Origin of the sequence: Nocardioides flavus (ex Wang et al. 2016), from assembly GCF_014653115.1 — a bacterium.
Lineage (GTDB): Bacteria > Actinomycetota > Actinomycetes > Propionibacteriales > Nocardioidaceae > Nocardioides > Nocardioides flavus.
The window spans coordinates 16,853-38,905 of sequence record NZ_BNAD01000020.1; the positions used below are offsets into that span (position 1 = coordinate 16,853).

A 22,053-nucleotide genomic window follows, 5' to 3' on the forward strand; every position below is an offset into this window, starting at 1 on the left:
GGGACAGAAGGAGAAGCAATGCGATTCATCAGGACCAAGGCGCTCGTCGCCGCGACGGGTCTGGCCCTGTCGCTGGCCGCGTGCGGCGGCGACGACGAGGCGCCTGAGGTCGAGGTGGCGAGCGACACCGACTTCGAGGCCGGCACGACCATGGCCGAGATCGCGGAGGCCGGCACCGTCACCGTCGGCACCAAGTTCGACCAGCCGGGCTTCGGCCTGCAGAACCTCGAGGGCGAGCCCGAGGGCTTCGACGTGGAGGTGGCGAAGATCATCGCCGGCGCCATGGGCATCGCCCCCGAGGACATCGAGTGGAAGGAGAGCACCTCCGACATCCGCGAGCAGGTGATCGAGGACGGCGAGGTCGACTTCGTCGTCGCCACCTACACGATCAACGACGAGCGCAAGGAGCGGATCACCTTCGCCGGCCCCTACTACGAGGCCGGGCAGATGCTGATGGTCGCGGAGGACAACGACTCCATCGAGGGTCCCGAGGACCTCGCGGACAACCCCGACGCCAAGGTCTGCTCGGTGACCGGGTCCACGCCGTCGGAAAACATCAAGGAGTACCTCGCGAGCGAGGACCAGCTCGTGCTGTTCGACGTCTACGACAAGTGCGCCGACGCTCTCGACAACGGCCAGGTGGACGTCGTCACCACCGACAACGTCATCCTGCTCGGCTTCGTCGACGAGTCCGACGGCGCCTTCAAGCTCGTGGGTGAGCAGTTCACCGAGGAGCCCTACGGCATCGGCATCGAGAAGGGTGACGTCGCGTTCTGCGAGTTCATCAACGAGACGCTCGCCGAGAACGAGGACGCCTACCTCGAGGCCTGGGAGGCCACGGCAGGTCAGGTCGAGGGCACCGAGACGCCCGAGCTGCCCGAGCCGGACACCTGCGCCTGATCCATCCACGGTGTGCCGGGGCGGAGGTGTCCGCCCCGGCACCCGTTCGACGTAGAAGGACCTGATGTGGACGCCGTCTTCGACAACCTGGACCTCTTCTGGTCCGGATTCCTGAGGTCGCTCGGGATCTGCCTGTGGGGCATGGTGGGATCGCTCGTGCTCGGGACGTTCATCGCGGCCTGCCGGGTCTCCCCCATCCCCTCGTTGCGCTGGTTCGGCACCTCCTGGGTCACCCTCGTCCGCAACTGCCCCCTCACCGTGGTGCTCTTCTTCATGGCCTTCGGCCTGCCGGAGATCGGCATCAACCAGTCCTACTACGTCTTCGGCGTCGCGGCGCTGGTCATCTACACGAGCGCCTTCGTCTGCGAGGCGATCCGCTCCGGCATCAACTCCGTGTCCGCCGGTCAGGCCGAGGCGGCCCGCTCGATCGGCCTGACCTTCAGCCAGTCGCTCAGCCAGGTCGTGATGCCGCAGGCCTTCCGCAGCATCGTCCCGCCCCTGGGCAGCGTCATCATCGCGATGTTCAAGAACTCCGCGGTCGTGGGTGCGTTCGGCGTCGGCGGCGACCTCTGGTCCGTCTACAAGAACCTGACCAGCGCGCAGGGCTACGACGGCCTGCCCGTCATCACCGGGGTCGCCGTCGGCTACCTGTGCATCACCCTCCCGGCCGCAGCCTTCCTTGCCTACACCGAGCGAAAGGTGGCGATCGCGCGATGAGCAACGTCCTCTACGACGAGCCCGGACCCAAGGCCCGCCGCCGCGCCGCGATCGGCACCGTGGTCGCCGCAGCCATCCTGCTCGGGCTGACCGGTGTCGCCGTCTGGCGGCTGGCCGACCGCGGTCAGTTCGACGCCGAGCTCTGGTCGCCGCTGATCAACCCCGGCGACGACAACTTCGTGCTCGTCTGGCGCCTCCTGGGCAAGGGCCTCCTGGCCACCCTCACCGCGGCCGTGCTGGCGATCTCCCTCTCCCTCGTCATCGGGACCCTCCTCGGGGTGGCCCGGATGATGCTGGGCAAGGGTGGCCGCATCCCCGTCGTCGCCGCGATCGAGCTCTTCCGCGGGCTACCCGTGATCATCTCGATCTTCTACGTCTACATCCTGATCCGGTCCACGGGGATCGACATCTCGTTCCTGCCCGGCAGCGACGGCCTGTGGTTCCTCGTGATCGGCCTGACGCTCTACAACTCGGTGATCATCGCCGAGATCGTGCGCGCCGGGGTCAACTCGCTCCCCCGCGGCCAGAGCGAGGCCGCGCTGGCCATCGGCATGACCCGGTGGAAGTCGATGAAGAACGTCGAGCTGCCGCAGGCCTTCCGGACCATGCTGCCGGCGCTGATCAGCCAGCTGGTCGTGATCCTCAAGGACACCTCGTTGGTGGCCGTGCTGGGGCTCTACACCGAGCTGCTCCGTCGCGGCAACATCATCTCGCTCAACCTCGACAACCCCATCCAGGTGCTCTTCGTGGTCGGCGTGATCTTCATCGTCATCAACTACGGCCTCTCGAAGCTCGCGGAGTTCGTCGAGCGTCGGCTGTCCACCCGCGGCCAGTCCTCCGGCGTACGGCTCGAGACGGGCGCCGCAGCGGCCTGACGCGCAGGCTCAGCGCCTCGGGCTGATCCACAACCGGATCTCGCCCTCGACCACGACGGTGCCGTCGGTGCGTACGCCCCGCACGCGCACCGGCAGGTCGTAGCCCTCGCCGAGCTCGGCGGTCCACTGCTCGGGGTCGGTCTCGGCGATGCAGGTGATGTCGGTGGTGGCCTTGGCGATGTAGTCGACCTCCATCCCCTTGGGGATCCAGCGCCGGTCACGCGGGATGGTCGACTCCGCCAGTGCCCCCATCGCGGCCTCGAGGCCGTTGCACAGCGCGATGGCGTGCACGGTGCCGATGTGGTTGTGCACGCCGCGCCGCTTCGGGATCACCAGCTCGGCGTGGTCGGGCTCGATCACGGTGAAGCGTGGCCGGATGGTGGCGAAGTAGGGCGCCTTGCGGCTGAAGGCGAGCGAGAAGACCCGGTTGCCCATCGGCAGTGCGGAGGTCTTCTTCCAGAGGTCCAGGACGGCAGGCATGTCTTGGATGTTACCCGCCAGTAGGAGATATCTGAGGACGGGGTGGCCGTCCGTCGCCCGGTTTCGCGTCCACCACGTCCTCAGACATCACCCAGCCAGGCGAGGATGCGGTCGGCGGCCTCGTCCGCCGCGAGGTCGGTGTTGTCGACGACCAGGTGCGGCCAGCGGGCGAGCAGGCGCTCGCCCGGCGCGTCGTGGCCGGGCCCCGAGGTCATCCGGTAGTCGGCCTCGAGCTCGCGCACGTTGTTGTCCGACCACTCCACGTCGCGCTTGGACTTCTTCTCGGCCAGGCGGTGCTCGGTGCGGTTGCGTGCGAGCCGGGTGTCGAGGTCGGCGACGAGCTCCACGACCGCGATCCGTTCGCCGTACGGCTCGACGAGGCGCGCGAGGTAGTCGGCCTCGCTCTGCTCGTCCATGCCCATCACGAAGGTGAAGACGAGGTCGGTCCCGGCTGCGGCGGCTTCCTCGACCACCCGCCGGCGCACCTCGGCGTTGAGCGTGCGGAAGGGCGGCGTGCCGTAGTCGAAGACGTCGAGCAGCATCTCGATGCTGTGGTGGTTGTGGAACAGCCGGAAGCCCGACCGGTCGGCGATCGCGCGCCCGACGGTCATCTTGCCCACGGCGGGAGGCCCGAGGATCAGCAGCAGTCGCACCGGGCCGATCGTGCCGCAGGCTGCGCCCTCTCGCACCCTGATATCCGAGGGACGTGACGAACGCGATCGCACGCGGATCCCGTCCACCACGTCCTCAGGTGTCGGCGGAGAGGACCTCCACCCGGTTGCCGTGCGCGTCGTACGTGTGCAGCCGGAGGTGGTCGGGGAAGCTGGTGCGCTGGCTGTCGTCGACCTCGAAGCCGAGCTCGCGCAGGCGGGTCGCGACCGCGTCGAGGTCGTCGACGACGAAGGCCGGGTGCGCCTTCCGGGCGGGGGCGTACGGGTCCTCGACGCCGACGTGCAGCTCGGCGGTCACCTCGCCGGACTCGTCGTACGCGCGGAACCAGCAGCCGCCGCGCGCCACCAGGTCGGCCGGCTTGTCCACCTCGGTCATGCCGAGCGCGTCGGCGTAGAACCGGCGGGCCGCGTCCTCGCCGCCGGGCGGGCAGGCGACCTGCACGTGGTGCAGCCTCATCGGACCGCCAGTCCCTGCGGCTTGCGCGCGACGACGAAGATCCGGCGGAACGGCAGGACGACGCGGCCGGCGGCGTCGGCCGGGTAGGCCTCGCGCAGCAGCGCCTTGAACTCGTCCTCAAAGAGCGGTCGCAGGTCGTCGGGCAGCGCCTGGAGGGTGGGCCGCGCGCCCGTACCGGAGACCCACTCGAAGACGGGATCCTCCCCGGTGAGGACGTGCAGGTAGGTCGTCTCCCACGCGTCGACCTCGCAGCCGAGGTCGAGCAGGACGCGGGCGTACGTCGCGGGGTCGTGGCTGGCGGGCACGCGGGCGTCGCGGACGTGCTCGACGTAGGGCTCCTGAGCGGCGAGGTCCGTACGGGCGGTGTGGCTCGGCTCGTCGAAGTTGCCCGGCACCTGGAAGGCGAGCCACCCGCCGGGGGCGACCCGGTCCAGCAGGCCCGGGAGGAGGTCGAGGTGGTCGGGCACCCACTGCAGCGTCGCATTGGAGACGAGCACGTCGATCGGCGCGCGGAGCGCCAGCGGGTCCGGCTCGGCCCACTCGCGCAGGTCGCCGACCTCCCACCGGATGCCGTCGACCGCGCGGGCCGCCTCGATCATCTCGGGGCTGCTGTCGACGCCCGTCACCCGGGCGCCGCGCCACCGGTCGGCGAGCAGGGCGGTGAGGGTTCCGGGACCGCAGCCGAGGTCGACCACCTCGCGTGGGGTCTCGGCCGGCACCCGAGCGAGCAGGTCGACGAACGGCCGGCCGCGCTCGTCGGCGTACGCCAGGTAGCGGTCGGGGTCCCAGGTGTGGCTCATGTCGTCTCCTCCTCGGTCGCTGGACCGTCACTCCACGTCCCACTCTGGGTAGTTCGGGACGTTCTGGTAGGTCAAGACCCCATTTCTCCTACCAGTTCGTCCCGAACTAGCCAGCGAGCGGCGCGAGATGTCTTGACGTCGAGATAAAGCCACTGTGCGGGACAGGTGTCTCGATGTCAAGATTCTCGATGATCTGGCACACTGTCGTCATGCGTGACGAGGTGGACGACCTGGTCGAGGCGTGGGGCCGCGAGCGCGGTGACCTCGACCTCGCGCCTGTCGAGGTGTTCTCCCGCATCAGCCGGCTGGCTCGTCACCTCGACCTCGCCCGGCGCGACGCCTTCACCGCCCACGGCATCGAGTCGTGGGAGTTCGACGTGCTGGCCGCGCTGCGGCGGGCCGGGAGCCCGTACGAGCTCTCCCCCGGCCGCCTGCTCCGCGAGACGCTCGTGACCAGCGGCACCATGACCAATCGCGTCGACCGGCTGACCGGACGCGGCCTGGTCGAGCGGCTGCCCGACCCCCACGACCGCCGCGGCGTGCTGGTGCGCCTGACGGCCGAGGGCAAGGCCGCGGTCGACGGTGCCTTCGAGGCGCTGCTCGCCGCGGAGGCCGACCTGCTCGCCGACCTCTCGACGGCCGAGCGCGACCGGCTGGCCGGCCTGCTGCGCTCGCTGCTGGCGCCCTTCAGCTGAGCTTGTTGGGGGATACTGACTCCCGGAGGGGGTTGCATCGGCCTCCAGGAGTCAGATTCCCCGCTCGAGCGGGGAATCTGCGGCCAAGGCGCGCGCCTACTCGACGACCTCGGAGGCCTCGAGCCACTCCAGCTCCAGCTCCTCCTTCTCGGCCGCGAGCTCGCCGAGCTGGGTCCCGACGCGCGCGAGCAGGTCGTAGTCGCTGAGGTTGGCCTCCATCTCGGCGTGCAGCTCGGCCTCGCGTGCGGCGATCCGCTCGAGCTGCTTCTCCACCCGGGCCAGGACCTTGCGGGCCGCGCGGTCCTCGGCGGAGCCCGCGCGCGCCTTGGCCGGAGGTGGCGGCACATCGCTCGCAGCAGGGGTGCTGGGCTGCGATGTGCCGCCACCCCCATCCGGTGGTGGCGGCAGATCGCGTACGGAGGACGCCGGCGGCTGCGATGTGCCGCCACCCTCCGCGCCACCCCCTGCGCCGAGCGAGGCGGACGACGCCGAGGCGGCGCGACGCTCGAGGTACTCGTCGACCCCGCGCGGCAGCATCGAGACCTTCCCGTCGCCGAGCAGCGCCCACACCGAGTCGGTGACCCGCTCGAGGAAGTAGCGGTCGTGCGAGACCACGACCAGCGTGCCGGGCCAGCTGTCGAGGAAGTCCTCGAGGACGTTGAGCGTGTCGATGTCGAGGTCGTTGGTCGGCTCGTCGAGGAGCAGCACGTTGGGCTCGCTCAGCAGCAGCTTGAGCAGCTGGAAGCGCCGCCGCTCGCCACCGGACAGGTCGCCGAGACGTGCGGTCAGCCGGTCACCGGTGAAGCCGAACCGTTCGAGCAGCGAGGTCGCGGTGAGCTCCTGGCCGTCGATCGTCTTCGTCACCCGGCGGATCGACTCGACCGTCGGCAGCACGCGCCCCTCGGGGTCGATCTCGTCGAGCGCCTGCGTGAGGTGCTGCATCTCGACGGTCCGCCCGTGCTTGACCCGCCCGACGTCGGGCGCCAGCGCCCCGGAGATGAGCGAGAGCAGGGACGTCTTGCCGGCGCCGTTGACGCCGACGATGCCGATCCGGTCGCCGGGCCCGATCCGCCAGGTCGCGTGGTCGAGCAGCTTCCGCTCGCCGCGGGACAGGTCGACGTCCTCGATGTCGACGACGTCCTTGCCGAGCCGCTGGCTGGCGAAGCGCTGGAGCTCCATCCGGTCACGCGGCGGCGGCACGTCGTCGATCAGCGCGTTGGCGGCGTCGATGCGGAACTTCGGCTTCGACGTACGCGCGGGGGCGCCGCGCCGCAGCCACGCGAGCTCCTTGCGGGCGAGGTTCTGCCGACGCGTCTCGGTGGCCGCGGCCTGCCGCTGGCGCTCGGCCTTCGCCAGGACGTACGCCGCGTAGCCGCCTTCGTAGGAGTCGACCGCGCCGTCGTGGACCTCCCACGTGGTCTGGCACACCGCGTCGAGGAACCACCGGTCGTGGGTCACCACGATGAGCGCCGACGGCAGCGCGACGAGGTGGGAGGCGAGCCAGGCGACCGCCTCGACGTCGAGGTGGTTGGTCGGCTCGTCGAGGACGATCAGGTCGTGGCGCGAGAGCAGCAGGGCAGCCAGCGCGCAGCGCCGGCGCTCACCTCCCGAGAGCCCGACGACCGCGCGGTCGAGGGTCACGCCGGCGAGCAGCTCCTCGACGACCTGCCGGGTGGTCGGGTCGGCGGCCCACTCGTGGTCCTGGCGCCCGCCGAGCACGGCCTCGCGTACGGAGTGGCTGTCGACGAGCTCGTCGCCCTGGTGGAGGTAGCCGATCTCGACGCCGCGGGTGCGCGAGACCCGTCCCGAGTCGGGCTCCTCGAGGCCGGTCATGACCTCGAGCAGGGTGGTCTTGCCGTCGCCGTTGCGGCCCACCACGCCGACCCGCTCCCCCACCGAGATGCCGAGGGAGACGTTGTCGAGCAGCGGCCGCACGCCGTAGGACTTCGAGACGCGCTCGAGGTTGATCAGGTTCGCCATGTCCGGGCGATCCTCTCAGGTGCGCCCCAGCATCGACGGATCGGCGTACGCCCTGACCCGCGCGGTGCGTGAGACACGTTCCGGGCCGCCAGAAGCTGCGTCACCCACCTCTCGGACCGAGACCCTCGACGGAGCGGTGCGTGAGACAGGTTCCCGACCTCGAGAAGCTGTCTCACGCACCGCTCGAGCGGGAGGTTCAGCTGACGGGCTGACCCGCCGCGGGCGCTGAGGCCGAGACGTCGAGCGCGCCGCGCGAGCCGTCGGTGCCGGAGTACTTCTGGATCAGCTGCTCGACGTCGAGCCCTGTCGTGGCCTTGAGCAGCTCCATGGTCTGCACGAGGTTGTTGGTCACCTGCCTGGGCAGCTCGCCGGCGCCGTCGGCCGAGATCACGGTGAGCTTGTCGATCCCACTCATCGGACGGGCGAGCTCGGCGGCGACCTTGGGCATGACCTCGATGAGCATCTGGAGCACGGCGGCCTCGTTGTAGCCGGCGAAGGCGGCGGCCTTCTTGTCCATCGCCTCGGCCTCGGCCTGACCGGCGGCCAGGATCGCGGCGGCCTGCGCGTCGCCCTCGGCGCGCAGCGCGTCGGCCTCGGCGACACGGCGGGCCTTCTCGGCCTCACCGCGCTTGGCGCCCTCGATGGCCTCGGCCTCGGCCAGCGCCGAACGGCGGGACTTCTCGCCCTCACCGGTCAGTCGGGCCTTCTCGGCCTCCGCCTCGGCGTTGGCGATCGAGGACGCCTTGCGGGCCTCGGCCTCGAGGATCTCGGAGTTGCGCCGACCCTGCGCCTCGGTCTCGACACGGTAGCGCTCGGCGTCGGCAGGCTTGCGGACCTCGGTGTCGAGCTGGCGCTCCTTGAGCGCTGCCTGCCGTACGGCGACCTTCTCCTGCTCGAGCAGCACGGCCTGGTCGCGGTCGGCCTGCGCGAGCGGGCCGGCCGCCGCGGCCTGGGCGTTGGCGGCGTCGGTCTCGGCCTTGATCTCGGCATTTTTGAGCGCCAGCGCGCGCTGGGTGATCGCGATCTCCTGCTCGGCGGCGATGCGCGCCTGCTCGGCGGCCTGGCGGGCGTTGGCCTCGGCGATGGAGGCGAGCTGGTTGAGTTTGGCGGCCTCGGGACGACCGAGGTCGGCGAGGTAGGAGCCGTCGTCGGTGATGTCCTGGATCTGGAAGGTGTCGAGGACGAGGCCCTGACCGGTCAGGGACGACTCCGACTCCTCTGCCACGCGCTGGGCGAAGGCCGCGCGGTCGCGGATGATCTGCTCGACCGACATCGAGCCGACGATGGAGCGCAGCGCACCGGCGAGCACCTCCTGGGTGAAGGTCTCGATCTCGCCCTGCTGGCTGAGGAAGCGCTGGCCGGCGGCGCGGATGGAGTCCTCGTTGCCGCCGACCTTGACGAGCGCGACGCCGTCGAGGTTGAGCTTGATGCCCTGCCCCGACACCGCTCCGCGGATCTGCACCGAGATGCGTCGTGAGGACAGGTCGAGGGTGGCGAGGCGCTGGATGAACGGGATGACGAACACGCCGCCGCCCATGACGACCTTCTGGCCGGACAGGTCGGTGGAGATCTCGCCGGTCTCCGGGTTGCGCACCTCGCCCTTGCCCTTGCGCCCGGTGACGATGAAGGACTCGTTGGGCCCGGCCACCTTGTACCGGGTGGTGACGAGCAGGGCCAGCAGCACCAGGAGGACGAGGAGGCCGATCACGGAGGTGACGACCGGGGACAGACCGAACATGGACAGTGCTCCTAGCGAGATGGCGTACGTGGATCGAGAGGTGGTCAGGGCAGGAAGAGCGGTTCGACCTGCACGGCCGTGGGCGAGATGACCTGGGTGACGCTGACCTGGGTGCCGGCCGGCACGGCTGTGCTCGAGCGGGCGTTGAGACGGGTGAGGTGGCCGCCGACGCTGATCGACACGACCCCGAAGCCGCCCTCGGGGATCGCGCTGACGACCGAGCCGATCTTCTCGACCATGTCGGACGTGCGGACCGTGTCGCCGTCGCCGTCCCCGTGGAGGTAGCGCGAGGCCTTCGCCGCCAGGACGCCCAGCACGACGCCGAGCACGACGCCGATGACGACCGCCAGCGACGTCGACCCGGTCGTCTCGAGCGCGATCGCACCCCCGAAGCCGAGGGCACCGAGGAAGGCGGCGAGCGCCTCGGTCGAGAAGAAGCCGGCGCTGAGGCCCTCGAGCGCCCCGTCGAGGACGTCGCCGAGGACCAGCGCGACGAGGAGCAGCACGACGCCGGCGGCCCCCACCACCAGGAACACGGTCACGACGATGCCTCCCCCAGGCGATCAGCGCGACGTCGTCGACGTCGCGCGCACAACATAGCGGTGATGCTTCCCCGTCCGCCGGGGTTCACACCTGCCGGATCAGCCGGGATGGACGACGTGCGCGCCTGCGACGGGTCCCACGGCCGGCAGCACCACGTCGTACGTCGCCGAGAGCCCGGCGGCCACGGCCATGGCCTCGTCGCGGCCGGCGCAGAGGAACACGCAGGTGGGGCCGGAGCCGCTCACCATGCCGCGCAGGGCTCCCTCGGCCTCGCCGCGCTCGATCAGCGTGCCGAGCTCGGGGCGCAGGTCGATCGCGGGCTCCTCGAGGTCGTTGTGCAGCGTGCGCGCCAGGCGTACGGGCTCTCCGGTGGCCAGCGCGGCGAGGAGCCCGGTCGGCTCGGCGGGCTGCGCAGGCGCGTCCGGGTGGAGGCGGTCGAAGTGCCGGTAGACCTCGGGCGTGGACAGCCCGACGGACGCGGGGACGACGACCCACCACCAGGTGCCGAGGTCCTCGATGCGCTCGACGACCTCACCCCGGCCCCGGCCGCGCGCGGTGCCGCCGACGAGCGAGAACGGCACGTCGCTGCCCAGCCGCGCGGCCTGCGCGAGGAGGACCTCGTCGGACTGGTCGAGGACGTGCAGCCGGTCGTGGGCGAGCAGGGCGGCGGCGCCGTCGGCGGAGCCGCCCGCCATCCCGCCGGCGACCGGGACCCGCTTGCTGATCCGCACGGCGTGCGCGTCCCCGCAGGCCACCTCGGCGAGCGCACGCATCGCGATGTTGGAGGCGTCGGTGGGGATGCCGTCCACGTCGACGTACGGCGGGCCCGCGACGGTGAGGGAGTCCTCGCCGGCGACCGACAGCGTGAGGTCGTCGTAGAGGTCGATCGCCTGGTAGACGGTGTCGAGCGGGTGGAAGCCGTCCTCGCGGGGAGCGCCGACCCCGAGGTGGAGGTTGATCTTGGCCGCGGCGCGGACGGTGACGCTCATCGCGTGGCCGCCAGCCCCTCCGCGATGCGGGCGAAGTCCGCGACGTCGAGCACCTCGCCGCGCGCCGTCGGGTCGACGCCCGCGGCCTCCAGCGCCGCGGTGGCCGCCTCGGCCGAGCCCGCCAGCCCGCGCAGCGCGGCACGGACCTGCTTGCGGCGCTGGGCGAAGGCGGCGTCGACGACGGCGAAGACCTGCTCGCGGGTCGCGGTGGTGCTCGGTGGCTCGCGCCGGGTCCAGGCGACGAGGCCGGAGTCGACGTTGGGGGCCGGCCAGAACACGTTGCGCCCGATCGCGCCCGCGCGGCGTACGTCGGCGAACCAGGCCGCCTTCACGCTGGGCACGCCGTAGCTCTTCGACCCCGGTCGCGCGGCCAGCCGGTCCGCGACCTCGGCCTGCACCATCACCAGGCCCCGCTCGAGCGACGGCAGCAGGGTGAGGAGATGGATCAGGACGGGCACGGAGACGTTGTAGGGGAGGTTGGCCACGAGCGCGGTCGGCGGCGGGCCGGGCACCTCCTCGATACGCATCGCGTCGGCCAGCACGACCTCGAAGGCCTCGGCCTGCCCGGGGGCGTACGTCGCGATGGTGGCCGGCAGCCGTTCGGCGAGGACCGGGTCGACCTCGATCGCGATCACCCGGCGCGCGACCTCGAGCAGCGCGAGGGTGAGCGAGCCGAGCCCGGGCCCGACCTCGACGACCACGTCGTCGCCGGTGATGCCCGACTCGCGCACGATGCGGCGCACCGTGTTGGCGTCGATGACGAAGTTCTGCCCGCGCTGCTTGGTGGGTCGCAGGTCGAGCTCGGCCGCCAGGTGACGCACCTCGGCCGGCCCGAGGAGTCTCGGGCCGGCCGGGTTCGTGGTCATGGTGGGCAAGCCTAGTGCGCGCTGTAACGCCGGGTTAATCGCTGTACCCACCCCCTTGCATGGGGGTGGGTACAAGCACGAACCCGGCGTTACAGCGGCGGACGGGAGCTCAGCGCAGGCCGAGCTTGGCCGAACAGCTGGGCCACTGGCCCCAGCCGGCGCGGGCCTGCAGGATCTGCCCGCGCTTGATCTGCTCCTCGCGGCTGTGCTGGTGCGGCAGGCCGGTGCCGCCGACGGAGGCCCAGGTCGCGGCGCTGAACTGGAGGCCGCCGTAGTAGCCGTTGCCGGTGTTGATGGCCCAGTTGCCGCCCGACTCGCACTGCGCGAGGCGGTCCCAGACGGTGTTCCCGCCGGCGAAGTCGGCGCTCGGCTCCTCCTTGGTGCCGACCCTGACGATGGTCGGCACGGCCTTCACCCGCACGTCGGCCCTGACGACCTTGCGGGCGGCGAGCTCGCCGTTGACGAAGCGCAGGCGGTAGGTCACCGCGCGGACGCCGTCCCTGCCGGGCTGGACGACCTCCTCCTCGCCCTCGTACATGCTGGGGTCCTCGCGCTCGACGACGGGCGCGTCGATCGCCTCGCGCCGTACGCGCTTGGTGGCGATCCGGATGTCCGTGACCACGACCTTGTCGCCGTCGGCGATCTCGGTGTCGAGCGAAGGGGTCACCTTGTCGTGCTCGTCGACCTCGAAGTCCATCGACTCCAGCACGTCGGCGACGGTCAGCGCGGTGAGCGTGCGCTTGCGGAGGTCCTTGCCGCCGAGCTTGATCTGCACGACCTTGGGCGTGACGACCTCGAGGGTCATGCCCCGGCGCCCGATCGAGGAGCCACGGCTGGCGGACAGGTCGGCGCCCTCGAAGCGGCGGCCGATCTCGCCGAGCGCGCTGGCGACCTTGGTCGAGTTCACCCAGTAGGTCGTGGTCTCGCCGTCGACGGAGAGCTCGAGCGGCCGGCCGAACTGGACCGCGATGGCCGAGCCGTCGGTGACCGTCTCGTCGACCGACGGTGCGACCAGGTCCTTGTCGGTGACCTCGATGCCCTCGGCCGCGAGCACGTCGGCGACGGTGTCACCGATGGCGCTGACCTGACGGGTCTCCCCGTCGAGGGTGAGGGTCACGTCCTTGCTGAGGGCCGCATATCCGACCGTGGTGCCCGCGACGGCCGCCACGATGACCCCGACGAGGGTCGCCAGAACGGCCTTGGACCTGCTGAGCTGCGCGAAACGAGAGCGCACGATTCTCCGAACGTCGTCCTCCCCGGGCCTCGGGCGACAGCACCCCCCGGCCGGGCGTGCGCGGCGGCCACGGTGGCGCCCGGAGGAGCCTGGGTGGAGCCGTACGACGTGCGAGCGGGGGTCTCGCAGGACCGGCCCGAACCGGTCCTCGTGCTGCCGTAGATCGCTCCCGATCCCGGCCAACAATCACAGAACGATAACGACGATGGCCGGTGACGCAAACTCGAACGCCGAAAATCAGGGGGTGTCCCCGCTCACGCGGCGACCTACCAGGCACCGCCGAAGGCGATTTCGGTGTTGGCGTCGATCGCCCGGCAGAGCTCCTCGAGGTCGGCCTGCAGGACCTCCGCCATGGCGCGCACGGTGAGCGGCACGAGGTAGGACGCGTTGGGTCGGCCGCGGTAGGGCACCGGAGTCAGGTAGGGCGCGTCCGTCTCGACCAGGACCCGGTCGCGCGGCGTCACCGCGAGCGCGTTGCGCAGGGGCGCGGCGTTCTTGAACGTCACCGTGCCGGCGAAGCTCAGGTGGGCGCCGCGGTCCAGGCATCGCCGCGCGAAGTCGTCGTCGCCGGAGAAGCAGTGCATCACCCAGCGCTCGGGCGCGCCCTCCTCGTCGAGGATCCGCAGCACGTCGTCGTGCGCCTCGCGGTCGTGGATGACCAGCGTCTTGTCGAGCCGCTTGGCGATGTCGACGTGGCGCCGGAAGCTCTCCTCCTGCGCGGTCCAGCCCTCCTCGCCCGTACGGCTCTGGGCGTGGCGGAAGCGGTCGAGGCCGGTCTCGCCGACGGCGCGCACCTTGTCGTGCGCGGCGGCGAGCTGCTCGATCTCCTCCAGTGCCGCCTCGAGGTCGCCGGTCGCCGCGAGCCGCGGTGCCTCGTTGGGGTGCAGGGCGACCCCGGCGACGAGCGCGTCGTGCCCGGCGGCGACCTCGACCGCCCACCGTGCGCCCGGCAGGTCGCACCCGATCTGCACGATGCGCGGCACGCCGACGGCAGCAGCGGCCGCGATCGCGTCCTCGGTGGCGACCCAGTCGCCGTCGGCGATGTCGAGGTGGCAGTGGTTGTCCACGACCGGGTGCGGCAGGGGCTCGGGGGCCGGCGGGCGCTCGCGGTCGCGGCGGGCGCCGGAGGTCTCCTCGGTGGCCGCGCGGCTGCGGGTGGGCTGCTCGGTCATGGGCCCGAGGCTAGTCGGGCGGTGCGCGCCCTCAGCGGTGGACGACGTCGTAGACCTCGCGCTTGGGCAGCCCGGCGCGCCGCGCGACCTCGGCGATCGCCTCCTTGCGGGTCGAGCCCGAGGCCTCGAGCGCGGCGACGGCCGTACGCAGGGAGCCGGGGTCGCTGTCCACGGCGGGGGCGCCGCTGGAGCCCTCGACGACGATCGTGACCTCGCCGCGCACGCCGTCCTCGGCCCAGGCGACCAGGTCGGCGAGGGGTCCGCGGCGGACCTCCTCGTGGGTCTTGGTCAGCTCCCGGCAGACCGCGGCACGGCGGTCGTCGCCGAGCGCCTCGGCCATCGCCGCGAGGGCGGCACCGGTGCGGTGCGGCGCCTCGAAGAACACCATCGTCCGCTCCTCGGCGGCGAGCCCGGCGAGGCGGCGCCCGCGCTCCCCCGCCTTGCGCGGCAGGAAGCCCTCGAAGCAGAACCGGTCGACCGGCAGCCCGCTGACGGCGAGCGCGGTGAGCACGGCGCTCGGCCCCGGCACGGCGGTCACGCGGACGTCGTGCTCGACGGCGGCGGCCACGAGCCGGTAGCCCGGGTCGGACACGCTCGGCATGCCGGCGTCGGTCACCAGGACGACGCGCTCCCCGGCGAGCAGCGCCTCGAGGAGCACGGGCGTACGGGCCTGTTCGTTGCCCTCGAAGTAGGACACCACCCGTCCGCCGAGCGTGATCTGGAGGTCGGCGCACAACCGCTTGAGCCTGCGGGTGTCCTCCGCGGCGACCACGTCCGCGCCGGCGAGCTCGGCGGCGAGCCGGGGCGGCGCGTCGCCGGCCTGGCCGATCGGTGTGCCCGCGAGGACCAGGACGCCATCCATGGGTTCACCGTAGATGCTCCCCATGGGTGTTCCCCCACGGCTCCTGCGGTCCTAACGTGGCGAGACCCAGTCACGGACCCCCGGGAGGTCAGTCGCCATGCACGTCAACCGCCGCACCGCCATCAAGGGAGCCGTCGGAGGAGCTCTCGCCGCCGGCCCGTTCGCCGGCTTCACCAACGCCGCTGCCCTGGGCCGCCCAGGGGCCCTGGCCGGCACCGCCGTCGGCTCGCTCGTCCCGGTGGCCGACGAGCGCGACGGCGCCGTCCGGCTCCACCTGCCGTCGGGCTTCTCCTACCGCTCGTTCCACGAGAGCAGCGCGTCGGACCCCGCGATCCTCCCCGACGGCACCCGCCTGCCCGCTCGCCACGACGGCATGGGCGCCTTCGCCGGGCCCGACGGCTCGGTCCTGCTGGTGCGCAACCACGAGGTCAACAACCCGCAGCCGGCCTTCGGCCCGACCAAGCCGTACGACAAGAGGGGCGGCGCCGGCACCACCACGATCCAGGTGACGAGGTACGGCGAGGTGCAGGACGCTTACACCAGCCTGAGCGGCACGATGATGAACTGCAGCGGCGGCCAGATGCCGTGGGGCGCCTGGGTGACCTGCGAGGAGACCGTCAACGGACCCGACGTGGGCCCGGACTTCACCGGCGCGTCCAACGTGCCGCTGCAGAAGCGGCACGGCTACGTCTTCGAGGTGCCGGCGGGGGGCCTCTCCGACGCGCGGCCGCTGCGCAAGGCCGGCCGGTTCGCGCACGAGGCGGTGTCGTACGACCCCGCGGAGGACGTCCTGTACCTGACCGAGGACAACTTCGCGTTCCCGTCCGGCTTCTACCGCTACGTGGCCCGCAAGCGGCGCGACCCGCACCGCCACCTCGACCGCAACGGCCAGCTGCAGATGCTCGCGGTGAAGGGCACGCCGCAGGCGCACCTCGAGGCCCACCAGGACACCACGACGGTGTACGACGTGGTGTGGGTCGACATCGACGAGCCGGACTTCGAGTTCCCCTACACGCCCGGCGAGACCGCGCCCACGAGCAACGACACGGCGATCAACTTCGTCGGCGACCAGGGCCGGGCCAAGGGCGCCGCACACTTCTCCCGCTGCGAGGGGCAGGTCTTCCACGACGGCGTCGTCTACTTCACCGCCACGCAGGGCGGAGGGCCGGCGATGACCGGCCCGGACAACCGCAACGGCTACGGCCGCGGCTGGGGCCAGGTGTGGGCGTACGACACCCGCTCGGCGACGCTGCGGTGCGTCTACCAGTCGGAGAGCCGCGAGGTGCTCGACTTCCCCGACAACGTCACCACCAGCCCCCGCGGGACCCTGGTGCTCTGCGAGGACCACGACGAGGGCAACTACCTGCGCGGGCTGACGACCGACGGCGACCTCTTCTCGATCGCGCGCAACGTCATCGGCGGCGCCGGGAACGACGAGTTCGCCGGGTCGACGTTCAGCCCGGACGGCCACACCCTGTTCGTCAACATCCAGGCCAGCCGCGGGCTCACCTTCGCGATCTGGGGCGACTGGGAGTCGATCGGGGTCTGACCGGCCCCAGAGTCCCTCCGCTTGCCGCCGTGGTGGCGGCACACTGCACGCGGGCGCCCGCCTGACCTGCGATCTGCCGCCACCCTCCTCCGCCGTCCCTGCAAGGTGGCGGCACACTGCACGCAGACGTCCGCCTGACCTGCCATCTGCCGCCACCTCCGAGCGACCCCCGCCGGCGCCGGCCGCGTACGCGTCCTGAGGCGGGTGCACGTCTGGGTAGGGTTCCGGCGTGACCCCGACAGCCGCCGAGCGGAATCGTCCGCGCTGGCGGTCCGAGGACCCGCTGCCGGGCTGGATCGGGGCGATCTGCCTCGCGGGCCTGGCCTTCTTCCTGCGACGCTGGCACCTCGGCACGCCGCACCAGTTCTCCTTCGACGAGACCTACTACGCCAAGGACGCCTGGTCGCTGCTGAACCACGGCTACGTCCGGACCTACGTCGAGGACGCCGACGAGACGATCCTCAACGGCGACCTCACCGGGCTGTTCCAGGACACCCCGTCGATGATCGTGCACCCCGAGGTCGGCAAGTGGCTGATCGCCGGTGGAATCGAGGTCTTCGGGATGGACCCGACGGGCTGGCGCACCGCGTCGGCGGTCGTCGGCTCGCTCATGGTCCTGGTGATGTGCCGCTTCGTGCGGCGGGTCACCGGCTCGACCGTCCTCGGCCTGGTCGGCGGCCTGCTGCTGTCGATCGACGGCCTGCAGCTCGTGTTGTCGCGGCTCGCGCTGCTCGACATCTTCCTCGCGTTCTTCGTGCTGTGCGGCGTCCACTGTGTCGTCGCGGACCGGCAGTGGCTGCGCGACCGGCTCGCCTCCGGGCGGGCCGACAGCCGCTGGCTGTCCTGGTGGCGGCCGTGGCTGTTGCTCGGCGGCGTGGCGTTCGGCCTCGCGTGCGGCACCAAGTGGTCGGGGGCCTACCCCCTGGCCGCCTTCGGGCTGCTCGCCTGGCTGTGGAGCGCCGGTGCGCGGCGGGCGTTCGGCCAGCGCCGGCCGCTGCTGCGCTCGGTCGTGCTCGACGGCGTGCCCGCCTTCGTCTCGCTCGTCGGCGTGGCGCTGGCGACGTACGTGGCGTCGTGGACCGGCTGGCTGGTGCACGCCGAGGCGTACCAGGACTCCTTCAGCAACACCCAGTACACCTCGTACGGCGGGGACGACCCGTGGCCGACCGCGAGCGAGCCCGACGCCGAGGGCCTCGGCGAGGTCACCCAGTCGCTGCGGTCGCTGTGGTCCTACCACCAGGACGTCTACACCTTCCACAGCCACTTCCTCGATGACTCGACCCACGTCTACCAGTCCAGGCCGTCGACCTGGCTCGTGATGGGACGGCCGGTCGGGGTGGATGCCCAGACCGACATCCGGCCCGGCTCGCAGGGCTGCGAGGCACCCGCGGAGTCCAGCTGCATCCGCCAGGTCCTGCTGATCGGCAACCCGGTCATCTGGTGGGGCGGGTGCCTGGCGATGCTCGCCTCGGTGCTGCTGTGGGTCGGCGCCCGCGACTGGCGCCACGGGGTGGCCGTCGCGGGGCTCGCGAGCACCTGGCTGCCCTGGTTCGCCTACGACGACCGGCCGATCTTCTTCTTCTACGCCATCACCTGCCTGCCGTTCCTCGTCCTGTCGGTCGTGCTCGCCATGGGGCACCTGATCGGCACGTCCGACGTGCCGACGCCGAGACGCACGTTCGGGGTGGTCGTCGCCGGCAGCTACACCGTGCTGGCCCTCGTGGCGTTCGCCTGGTTCTGGCCGATCTGGACCGACCAGCTGCTGACGAAGGCGGAGTGGGACGCCCGGATCTGGTTCCAGCGCTGGATCTGACGCCGGCGTCCGACGGGCTGGTCCACCGGGGCCTCAACCCCACAGGTTTGCGCGAGGTTCGGTCAAGATCGGTCGAATCGGCCGGTCGCCCGTTCTCTTTCACCCGGCGCCGCAGGACCATGGACCCACCCCCGCTCACGCAGGGGTCGACGCCATGGGAGGGAGCGTTGCGATGGACTCCACGATGATCCACGTGTGCCTGCAGACCGAGGACGCACCGACCCTGGAGGGTCACGAGGTCGGTGACCGCTGGGTGTGCTCGTGCGGTGACAACTTCGTCTACCGCGAGGGCTTCAACCGCGCGGGATACCCGAGCCTGGAGTGGTGGCCGGCTCCAGCGATCCCGCAGCCCCGCGAGGCCAAGGCCGGGCGTCGCCTGCTGTTCGGTCCACGCAAGGGCTGACCCACGACCGACTCGCCCGTGCCGCTCAGCCGGCCCAGGTCCGGGCGCGCACGAACTCGAGGAACCGCGCCGCCGGCGGCGCCAGCGGCCGCTCGGTGCGCCAGGTGAGGCCGATGGTGCGGGTCGCCGACGGTGAGGCGAGCGCGAGCCCGACCGACCCCGAGAGCCCGGCGAACGCCTCCGGCACGATCGCGACGCCGAGGCCGGCGGCGACGAGGCCCTCGATGGTGGCCAGGTCGGCGCTCTCGAAGGACACCGCCGGGCTGACGCCGGCCTCGTCGAGCAGCGCCTGCACGAGCGCGCTGTGGCCGAACCCGGGCGGCGTGGTCACGAGCTCGTCGCCGGCCAGGTCGGCCAGGTCGACGCGCGTGCGACGCCGCAGCCGGTGCGTCGGCGGGACCACGACGACGAGCCGCTCCCGCTGCACCGGCAGCCAGCCCAGGTCGGACGCGCGCTCCATCGTGAGCCCCAGCTCGACGACGCCGCGGTCGAGGTCGCGACGGATGTGGTGGGCCGGCTCCTGGCTGAGCACGACCTTCACCCCCGGCGCCTCGGCGTGGAAGGCGCGCAGCAGCCGCGGCACCAAGGTGGTGGCCATCGAGTCGAGGAAGGCCAGCCGGACCACGCCCGCGTCGGGGTCGAGACGGTTGGCGAGGTCGGCGCGCAGCTGGTCGTGACGGGCCACGAGGTCGCGCGCCGCGTCGAGGACGACCTGGCCGTCGGGGGTGGCCTCGACGCCCGACGGCGTGCGCTCGAAGACCCGTACGCCCAGCTCGTCCTCCAGGCGAGCCAGCGCCCGAGACAGCGTCGGCTGGCTGGTGCCGAGCGCGGCGGCCGCGCCGGTGACGTGCCCGGTCTCGCCGAGCTGCACGAGCCAGGCCAGGTCGCGGATCAGCACGGCGGCATCATACGCGTCACGCATGACATCTACACCGCACCGACATTGGACGCATGGCGGCCCCGCGCGCACGATGGACCGGGTGACGTCCCGGACCAGGCAGACCGACCTGCCCCTCACCGACGGCGGCCCTGCGCCCTACCGTCCGGGCAGTGCCGGCTACCGCCGCGTGATGCTGGCGGTCTTCGCCGCCGGGATGGCCACCTTCGTCCTGCTCTACGACGTGCAGGCGCTGCTGCCCGAGCTGGTCGTGGCGTTCGACCTGACGCCCGCCCGGGCCACGCTGGCGCTGTCGCTCAGCACCGCCACCCTCGCCGCAGCCCTCCTCGTGGTCGGCCCGCTCTCGGAGCGGGTGGGACGCACGCGGCTGATCCACGCCGCGCTCTGGTCCGCAGCGGTCGTCGGCGTCGCGTGTGCGCTCGCGCCGTCGTGGGAGGCCCTGCTGGGGCTGCGGATGCTCCAGGGCGTCACCCTCGCCGGGCTGCCGGCGGTGGCCACGGCGTACCTCCGCGAGGAGCTGCACCACGGGGCGCACGGGCGGGCTTTCGGGCTCTACATCGCCGGCACCGCCTTCGGCGGGATGGCTGGCCGCGTGGTCACGGCGCCCATCGCCGACGCGGCGGGGTGGCGCTGGGGACTGGGGGCTGCGGCGATCTTCGCGCTGGCCTGCGCGGCGCTGGTCGCCTGGCTGCTGCCTGCCTCCCGGCACTTCGTACGCCGGCCCGCCGGCGCGCGTGCCGTGCTCGCCGGGGCACGGGCCGCGGTCGCCGACCGCGCGCTGCTCGCGCTCTACGTCCTCGGCGCCTGCGGCATCGGCACGATGGTGGCGGTCTTCAACGCCCTCGGCTTCCGGCTCACCTCGGAGCCCTACGGGCTCCCGGTCGGCGCGATCAGTCTCGTCTACCTCGTCTACGCGCTGGGCTCGGTGAGCTCGGCGGCCTCGGGCCGGGTCGCGGACCGCATCGGCCGGCGCGCCGCGATCCCGGTCGGCTGCGGCCTGGCCCTGCTCGGGGTGTGGCTGACCCTGGCGGGCGCGCTGCCGGTGATCGTGCTCGGGATGGCTGCGCTCACCGTCGGGTTCTTCGCCGTCCACGGCATCGCCAGCGGCTGGGTCACCTCGCGCGCCCACCTCGCCGGCGTCGGGACCGCACAGGCCGCGGCGTTCTACGCCTTCGCCTACTACGTCGGCGCCTCGGTCAACGGCTGGCTCGGCGGCGTCGCGTGGAGCCGCGCCGGTTGGCCGGGCGTCGTCGCGCTGGCCTCGGCGCTGCTGCTCACCGTCTGCGCGATGGTGGTCGTGCTGCGACGCACCCCGGCCCTCACAGAACCGGCCTCCGGCAGCTGAGCGGGCCTCACCAGGCGCCGGGGAACCTCGCCGAGCCCGCGATCACCAGCAGCCCCACCACGACGGACGCGCCGGCGGCGATCAGCACGGCCTCGCCGAGGTGGCGCCGTCCCGGCACGACGAGCAGGACCAGCCCGACCAGCCCGGCGAGCACCGGCAGCAGCCACAGCGGCAGCACCGGGCCGAGCACGAGGGCCGCGACGGCGAGCCCGCCCCCGCCGAGCGCGGCCTGGACCAGCGGCACCGGCCGCGACCCGCGCGGCAGCCCGACCTCCGTCACCGGCCCCGACTCCGGGAGCTGGTCGGGGGCCAGCACGCGGAGCAGCAGGGTGACCGTCGCCGGGTCGGCGACCACCACCACGTCACGGAAGCGGTCGGCGACGGCGTGGCGGCGTACGACCTCGTCGAGGCGGTGCCCACGGTCGACGTCGGGGAACCGTACGGGCGCCAGCAGGACCTCGGGGTGGGCCTCGCGCCCCAGGCCCTGCACGATGCGCTTGCCCTCGGCGGTGGGCGCGGTGAGCACCACCGCCGACGAACCCATCCGCGCGCGCACGCGCTGCACCTCGGCGGCGTCGGCCCGGGTGCTGACCACGAGGATCCGCTGGTAGTCCGTCACGAGGGAGACGGTAGCCCCGGCCGCGCAGTGCGACGATGCCGGCATGAAGCCGGTCTCGGCTGGAGGTCCGGCGGAGGGCGAGTGGCGGCACGTCGCCTGACGAGCCGTGTCAAGGGACCTTCGGCCCGAGGTCGGACTGCTGGCAGGCCCTGTCGGGACGTCCTGCTCGCCCGGCAGGCTGGGCGGACCGGGGGCCAGACGCTCCCCGCAGAGATCGGAGCAGGGGGCTGATCCCAGCACCCAGGAAGCGTCGTGCACCAAGAACCGCCCGCCAGCTGCTCGTCGCAGGTGGCGGGCGGTTCGTGTGGGTGGTGGAGCTGAGGGGATTCGAACCCCTGACCTTCTCATTGCGAACGAGACGCGCTACCAACTGCGCCACAGCCCCATGCGCCTCACGGCGCGTCGCCAAGATACACGAGCCCCGAGAGGCCCGACGAATCGGCCCGG

22 protein-coding genes and 1 tRNA gene are annotated in these 22,053 nt (G+C 72.2%); 8 read left to right on the top strand and 15 right to left on the bottom strand.

What is annotated here, in order from left to right; all coding sequences use genetic code 11:
* The first annotated feature begins 18 nt into the window (after nt 1-18).
* The 3 genes from IE200_RS19230 (at nt 19) to IE200_RS19240 (ending at nt 2,492) form a co-directional block, all read left to right on the top strand.
* Nucleotides 19-900 (top strand): glutamate ABC transporter substrate-binding protein, encoded by an 882-nt coding sequence (locus IE200_RS19230; RefSeq protein WP_191281103.1) that lies wholly within the window; start codon nt 19-21, stop codon nt 898-900.
* 66 nt (nt 901-966) lie between these two features.
* A complete protein-coding gene (locus IE200_RS19235; RefSeq protein ID WP_191281104.1) occupies nt 967-1,617 on the top strand; it encodes an amino acid ABC transporter permease in 651 nt (216 codons plus the stop codon).
* Nucleotides 1,614-2,492 (top strand): amino acid ABC transporter permease, encoded by an 879-nt coding sequence (locus tag IE200_RS19240; RefSeq protein WP_191281105.1) that lies wholly within the window; start codon nt 1,614-1,616, stop codon nt 2,490-2,492. The genes IE200_RS19235 and IE200_RS19240 overlap by 4 nt, the downstream gene beginning before the upstream one ends.
* Nucleotides 2,493-2,501: 9 nt before the next feature.
* Here IE200_RS19240 and IE200_RS19245 read toward each other — a convergent pair whose 3' ends face one another.
* The 4 genes from IE200_RS19245 to IE200_RS19260 all read right to left on the bottom strand — a co-directional run bounded on the left by IE200_RS19245 (nt 2,502) and on the right by IE200_RS19260 (nt 4,900).
* A complete protein-coding gene (locus tag IE200_RS19245) occupies nt 2,502-2,972 on the bottom strand; it encodes a hotdog fold domain-containing protein (RefSeq protein ID WP_191281106.1) in 471 nt (156 codons plus the stop codon).
* Between the two features lie 80 nt (nt 2,973-3,052).
* The gene (locus tag IE200_RS19250) at nt 3,053-3,661 is read right to left on the bottom strand and encodes an AAA family ATPase (protein WP_229856843.1); all 609 of its coding nucleotides are present in this window, start codon (nt 3,659-3,661) and stop codon (nt 3,053-3,055) included.
* A gap of 58 nt (nt 3,662-3,719) precedes the next feature.
* On the bottom strand, nt 3,720-4,100 hold the full coding sequence (locus IE200_RS19255) for a VOC family protein (RefSeq protein WP_191281107.1): 381 nt from the start codon (nt 4,098-4,100) through the stop codon (nt 3,720-3,722).
* Nucleotides 4,097-4,900, bottom strand: a complete 804-nt coding sequence (locus IE200_RS19260; RefSeq protein ID WP_191281108.1) for a trans-aconitate 2-methyltransferase — start codon at nt 4,898-4,900, stop codon at nt 4,097-4,099. The genes IE200_RS19255 and IE200_RS19260 overlap by 4 nt, the downstream gene beginning before the upstream one ends.
* Before the next feature lie 209 nt (nt 4,901-5,109).
* Between IE200_RS19260 and IE200_RS19265 the strand changes: the two genes are divergently transcribed.
* Nucleotides 5,110-5,595: a MarR family winged helix-turn-helix transcriptional regulator gene (locus IE200_RS19265; RefSeq protein WP_191281109.1), complete on the top strand. Its 486-nt coding sequence runs from the start codon at nt 5,110-5,112 to the stop codon at nt 5,593-5,595.
* Between the two features lie 96 nt (nt 5,596-5,691).
* Here IE200_RS19265 and IE200_RS19270 read toward each other — a convergent pair whose 3' ends face one another.
* The 8 genes from IE200_RS19270 to rsmI all read right to left on the bottom strand — a co-directional run bounded on the left by IE200_RS19270 (nt 5,692) and on the right by rsmI (nt 14,979).
* Nucleotides 5,692-7,575: an ABC-F family ATP-binding cassette domain-containing protein gene (locus tag IE200_RS19270; RefSeq protein ID WP_191281110.1), complete on the bottom strand. Its 1,884-nt coding sequence runs from the start codon at nt 7,573-7,575 to the stop codon at nt 5,692-5,694.
* Between the two features lie 196 nt (nt 7,576-7,771).
* The gene (locus IE200_RS19275; RefSeq protein ID WP_191281111.1) at nt 7,772-9,313 is read right to left on the bottom strand and encodes a flotillin family protein; all 1,542 of its coding nucleotides are present in this window, start codon (nt 9,311-9,313) and stop codon (nt 7,772-7,774) included.
* Nucleotides 9,314-9,357: 44 nt separating this feature from the next.
* On the bottom strand, nt 9,358-9,855 hold the full coding sequence (locus IE200_RS19280) for a hypothetical protein (protein ID WP_191281112.1): 498 nt from the start codon (nt 9,853-9,855) through the stop codon (nt 9,358-9,360).
* Between the two features lie 99 nt (nt 9,856-9,954).
* Complete coding sequence (locus tag IE200_RS19285) at nt 9,955-10,845, bottom strand: 4-(cytidine 5'-diphospho)-2-C-methyl-D-erythritol kinase (RefSeq protein WP_191281113.1); 891 nt, start codon at nt 10,843-10,845, stop codon at nt 9,955-9,957.
* Nucleotides 10,842-11,711 carry a 16S rRNA (adenine(1518)-N(6)/adenine(1519)-N(6))-dimethyltransferase RsmA gene (gene rsmA / locus IE200_RS19290; protein ID WP_191281114.1) on the bottom strand — a complete coding sequence of 290 codons (870 nt, stop codon included), beginning with the start codon at nt 11,709-11,711 and terminating at the stop codon, nt 10,842-10,844. Before rsmA ends, IE200_RS19285 begins: the two co-directional genes overlap by 4 nt.
* Before the next feature lie 109 nt (nt 11,712-11,820).
* Entirely contained in the window at nt 11,821-12,945 is a 1,125-nt protein-coding gene (locus IE200_RS21140) for a resuscitation-promoting factor (RefSeq protein WP_308433034.1), read from the bottom strand.
* Between the two features lie 266 nt (nt 12,946-13,211).
* The gene (locus IE200_RS19300) at nt 13,212-14,117 is read right to left on the bottom strand and encodes a TatD family hydrolase (RefSeq protein ID WP_191281115.1); all 906 of its coding nucleotides are present in this window, start codon (nt 14,115-14,117) and stop codon (nt 13,212-13,214) included.
* Between the two features lie 31 nt (nt 14,118-14,148).
* Nucleotides 14,149-14,979: a 16S rRNA (cytidine(1402)-2'-O)-methyltransferase gene (gene rsmI / locus IE200_RS19305; RefSeq protein ID WP_191281116.1), complete on the bottom strand. Its 831-nt coding sequence runs from the start codon at nt 14,977-14,979 to the stop codon at nt 14,149-14,151.
* 97 nt (nt 14,980-15,076) lie between these two features.
* Between rsmI and IE200_RS19310 the strand changes: the two genes are divergently transcribed.
* From IE200_RS19310 to IE200_RS19320, 3 genes are all read left to right on the top strand, one after another.
* On the top strand, nt 15,077-16,528 hold the full coding sequence (locus tag IE200_RS19310) for a PhoX family protein (RefSeq protein ID WP_191281117.1): 1,452 nt from the start codon (nt 15,077-15,079) through the stop codon (nt 16,526-16,528).
* Between the two features lie 229 nt (nt 16,529-16,757).
* A complete protein-coding gene (locus tag IE200_RS19315) occupies nt 16,758-18,341 on the top strand; it encodes a dolichyl-phosphate-mannose--protein mannosyltransferase (RefSeq protein ID WP_191281118.1) in 1,584 nt (527 codons plus the stop codon).
* A 172-nt stretch (nt 18,342-18,513) separates the two neighbouring features.
* Entirely contained in the window at nt 18,514-18,744 is a 231-nt protein-coding gene (locus IE200_RS19320; RefSeq protein WP_191281119.1) for a hypothetical protein, read from the top strand.
* 25 nt (nt 18,745-18,769) lie between these two features.
* Here IE200_RS19320 and IE200_RS19325 read toward each other — a convergent pair whose 3' ends face one another.
* Entirely contained in the window at nt 18,770-19,642 is an 873-nt protein-coding gene (locus IE200_RS19325; protein ID WP_191281120.1) for a LysR family transcriptional regulator, read from the bottom strand.
* An 82-nt stretch (nt 19,643-19,724) separates the two neighbouring features.
* Between IE200_RS19325 and IE200_RS19330 the strand changes: the two genes are divergently transcribed.
* Nucleotides 19,725-20,987: an MFS transporter gene (locus IE200_RS19330; RefSeq protein ID WP_229856844.1), complete on the top strand. Its 1,263-nt coding sequence runs from the start codon at nt 19,725-19,727 to the stop codon at nt 20,985-20,987.
* A 7-nt stretch (nt 20,988-20,994) separates the two neighbouring features.
* Here the strand turns inward: IE200_RS19330 and IE200_RS19335 are convergent, their stop codons facing one another.
* Together IE200_RS19335 and IE200_RS19340 are read right to left on the bottom strand one after the other, a co-directional pair.
* On the bottom strand, nt 20,995-21,606 hold the full coding sequence (locus IE200_RS19335) for a hypothetical protein (RefSeq protein WP_191281122.1): 612 nt from the start codon (nt 21,604-21,606) through the stop codon (nt 20,995-20,997).
* 309 nt (nt 21,607-21,915) lie between these two features.
* A tRNA-Ala gene (locus tag IE200_RS19340) sits at nt 21,916-21,991 on the bottom strand.
* Between the last annotated feature and the right edge of the window lie 62 nt (nt 21,992-22,053).

What these genes read in the sequence shown, in the direction of transcription:
- IE200_RS19240 (WP_191281105.1), top strand. Translation starts at nt 1,614, where the DNA reads ATGAGCAACGTCCTCTACGACGAGCCCGGACCCAAGGCCCGCCGCCGC.
- IE200_RS19270 (WP_191281110.1), bottom strand. Translation starts at nt 7,575, where the DNA reads ATGGCGAACCTGATCAACCTCGAGCGCGTCTCGAAGTCCTACGGCGTG.
- IE200_RS19310 (WP_191281117.1), top strand. Translation starts at nt 15,077, where the DNA reads ATGCACGTCAACCGCCGCACCGCCATCAAGGGAGCCGTCGGAGGAGCT.
- IE200_RS19285 (WP_191281113.1), bottom strand. Translation starts at nt 10,845, where the DNA reads ATGAGCGTCACCGTCCGCGCCGCGGCCAAGATCAACCTCCACCTCGGG.
- IE200_RS19230 (WP_191281103.1), top strand. Translation starts at nt 19, where the DNA reads ATGCGATTCATCAGGACCAAGGCGCTCGTCGCCGCGACGGGTCTGGCC.
- IE200_RS19260 (WP_191281108.1), bottom strand. Translation starts at nt 4,900, where the DNA reads ATGAGCCACACCTGGGACCCCGACCGCTACCTGGCGTACGCCGACGAG.
- rsmI (WP_191281116.1), bottom strand. Translation starts at nt 14,979, where the DNA reads ATGGATGGCGTCCTGGTCCTCGCGGGCACACCGATCGGCCAGGCCGGC.
- IE200_RS19265 (WP_191281109.1), top strand. Translation starts at nt 5,110, where the DNA reads ATGCGTGACGAGGTGGACGACCTGGTCGAGGCGTGGGGCCGCGAGCGC.
- IE200_RS19275 (WP_191281111.1), bottom strand. Translation starts at nt 9,313, where the DNA reads ATGTTCGGTCTGTCCCCGGTCGTCACCTCCGTGATCGGCCTCCTCGTC.
- IE200_RS19255 (WP_191281107.1), bottom strand. Translation starts at nt 4,100, where the DNA reads ATGAGGCTGCACCACGTGCAGGTCGCCTGCCCGCCCGGCGGCGAGGAC.
- IE200_RS19245 (WP_191281106.1), bottom strand. Translation starts at nt 2,972, where the DNA reads ATGCCTGCCGTCCTGGACCTCTGGAAGAAGACCTCCGCACTGCCGATG.
- IE200_RS19300 (WP_191281115.1), bottom strand. Translation starts at nt 14,117, where the DNA reads ATGACCGAGCAGCCCACCCGCAGCCGCGCGGCCACCGAGGAGACCTCC.
- IE200_RS19320 (WP_191281119.1), top strand. Translation starts at nt 18,514, where the DNA reads ATGGACTCCACGATGATCCACGTGTGCCTGCAGACCGAGGACGCACCG.
- rsmA (WP_191281114.1), bottom strand. Translation starts at nt 11,711, where the DNA reads ATGACCACGAACCCGGCCGGCCCGAGACTCCTCGGGCCGGCCGAGGTG.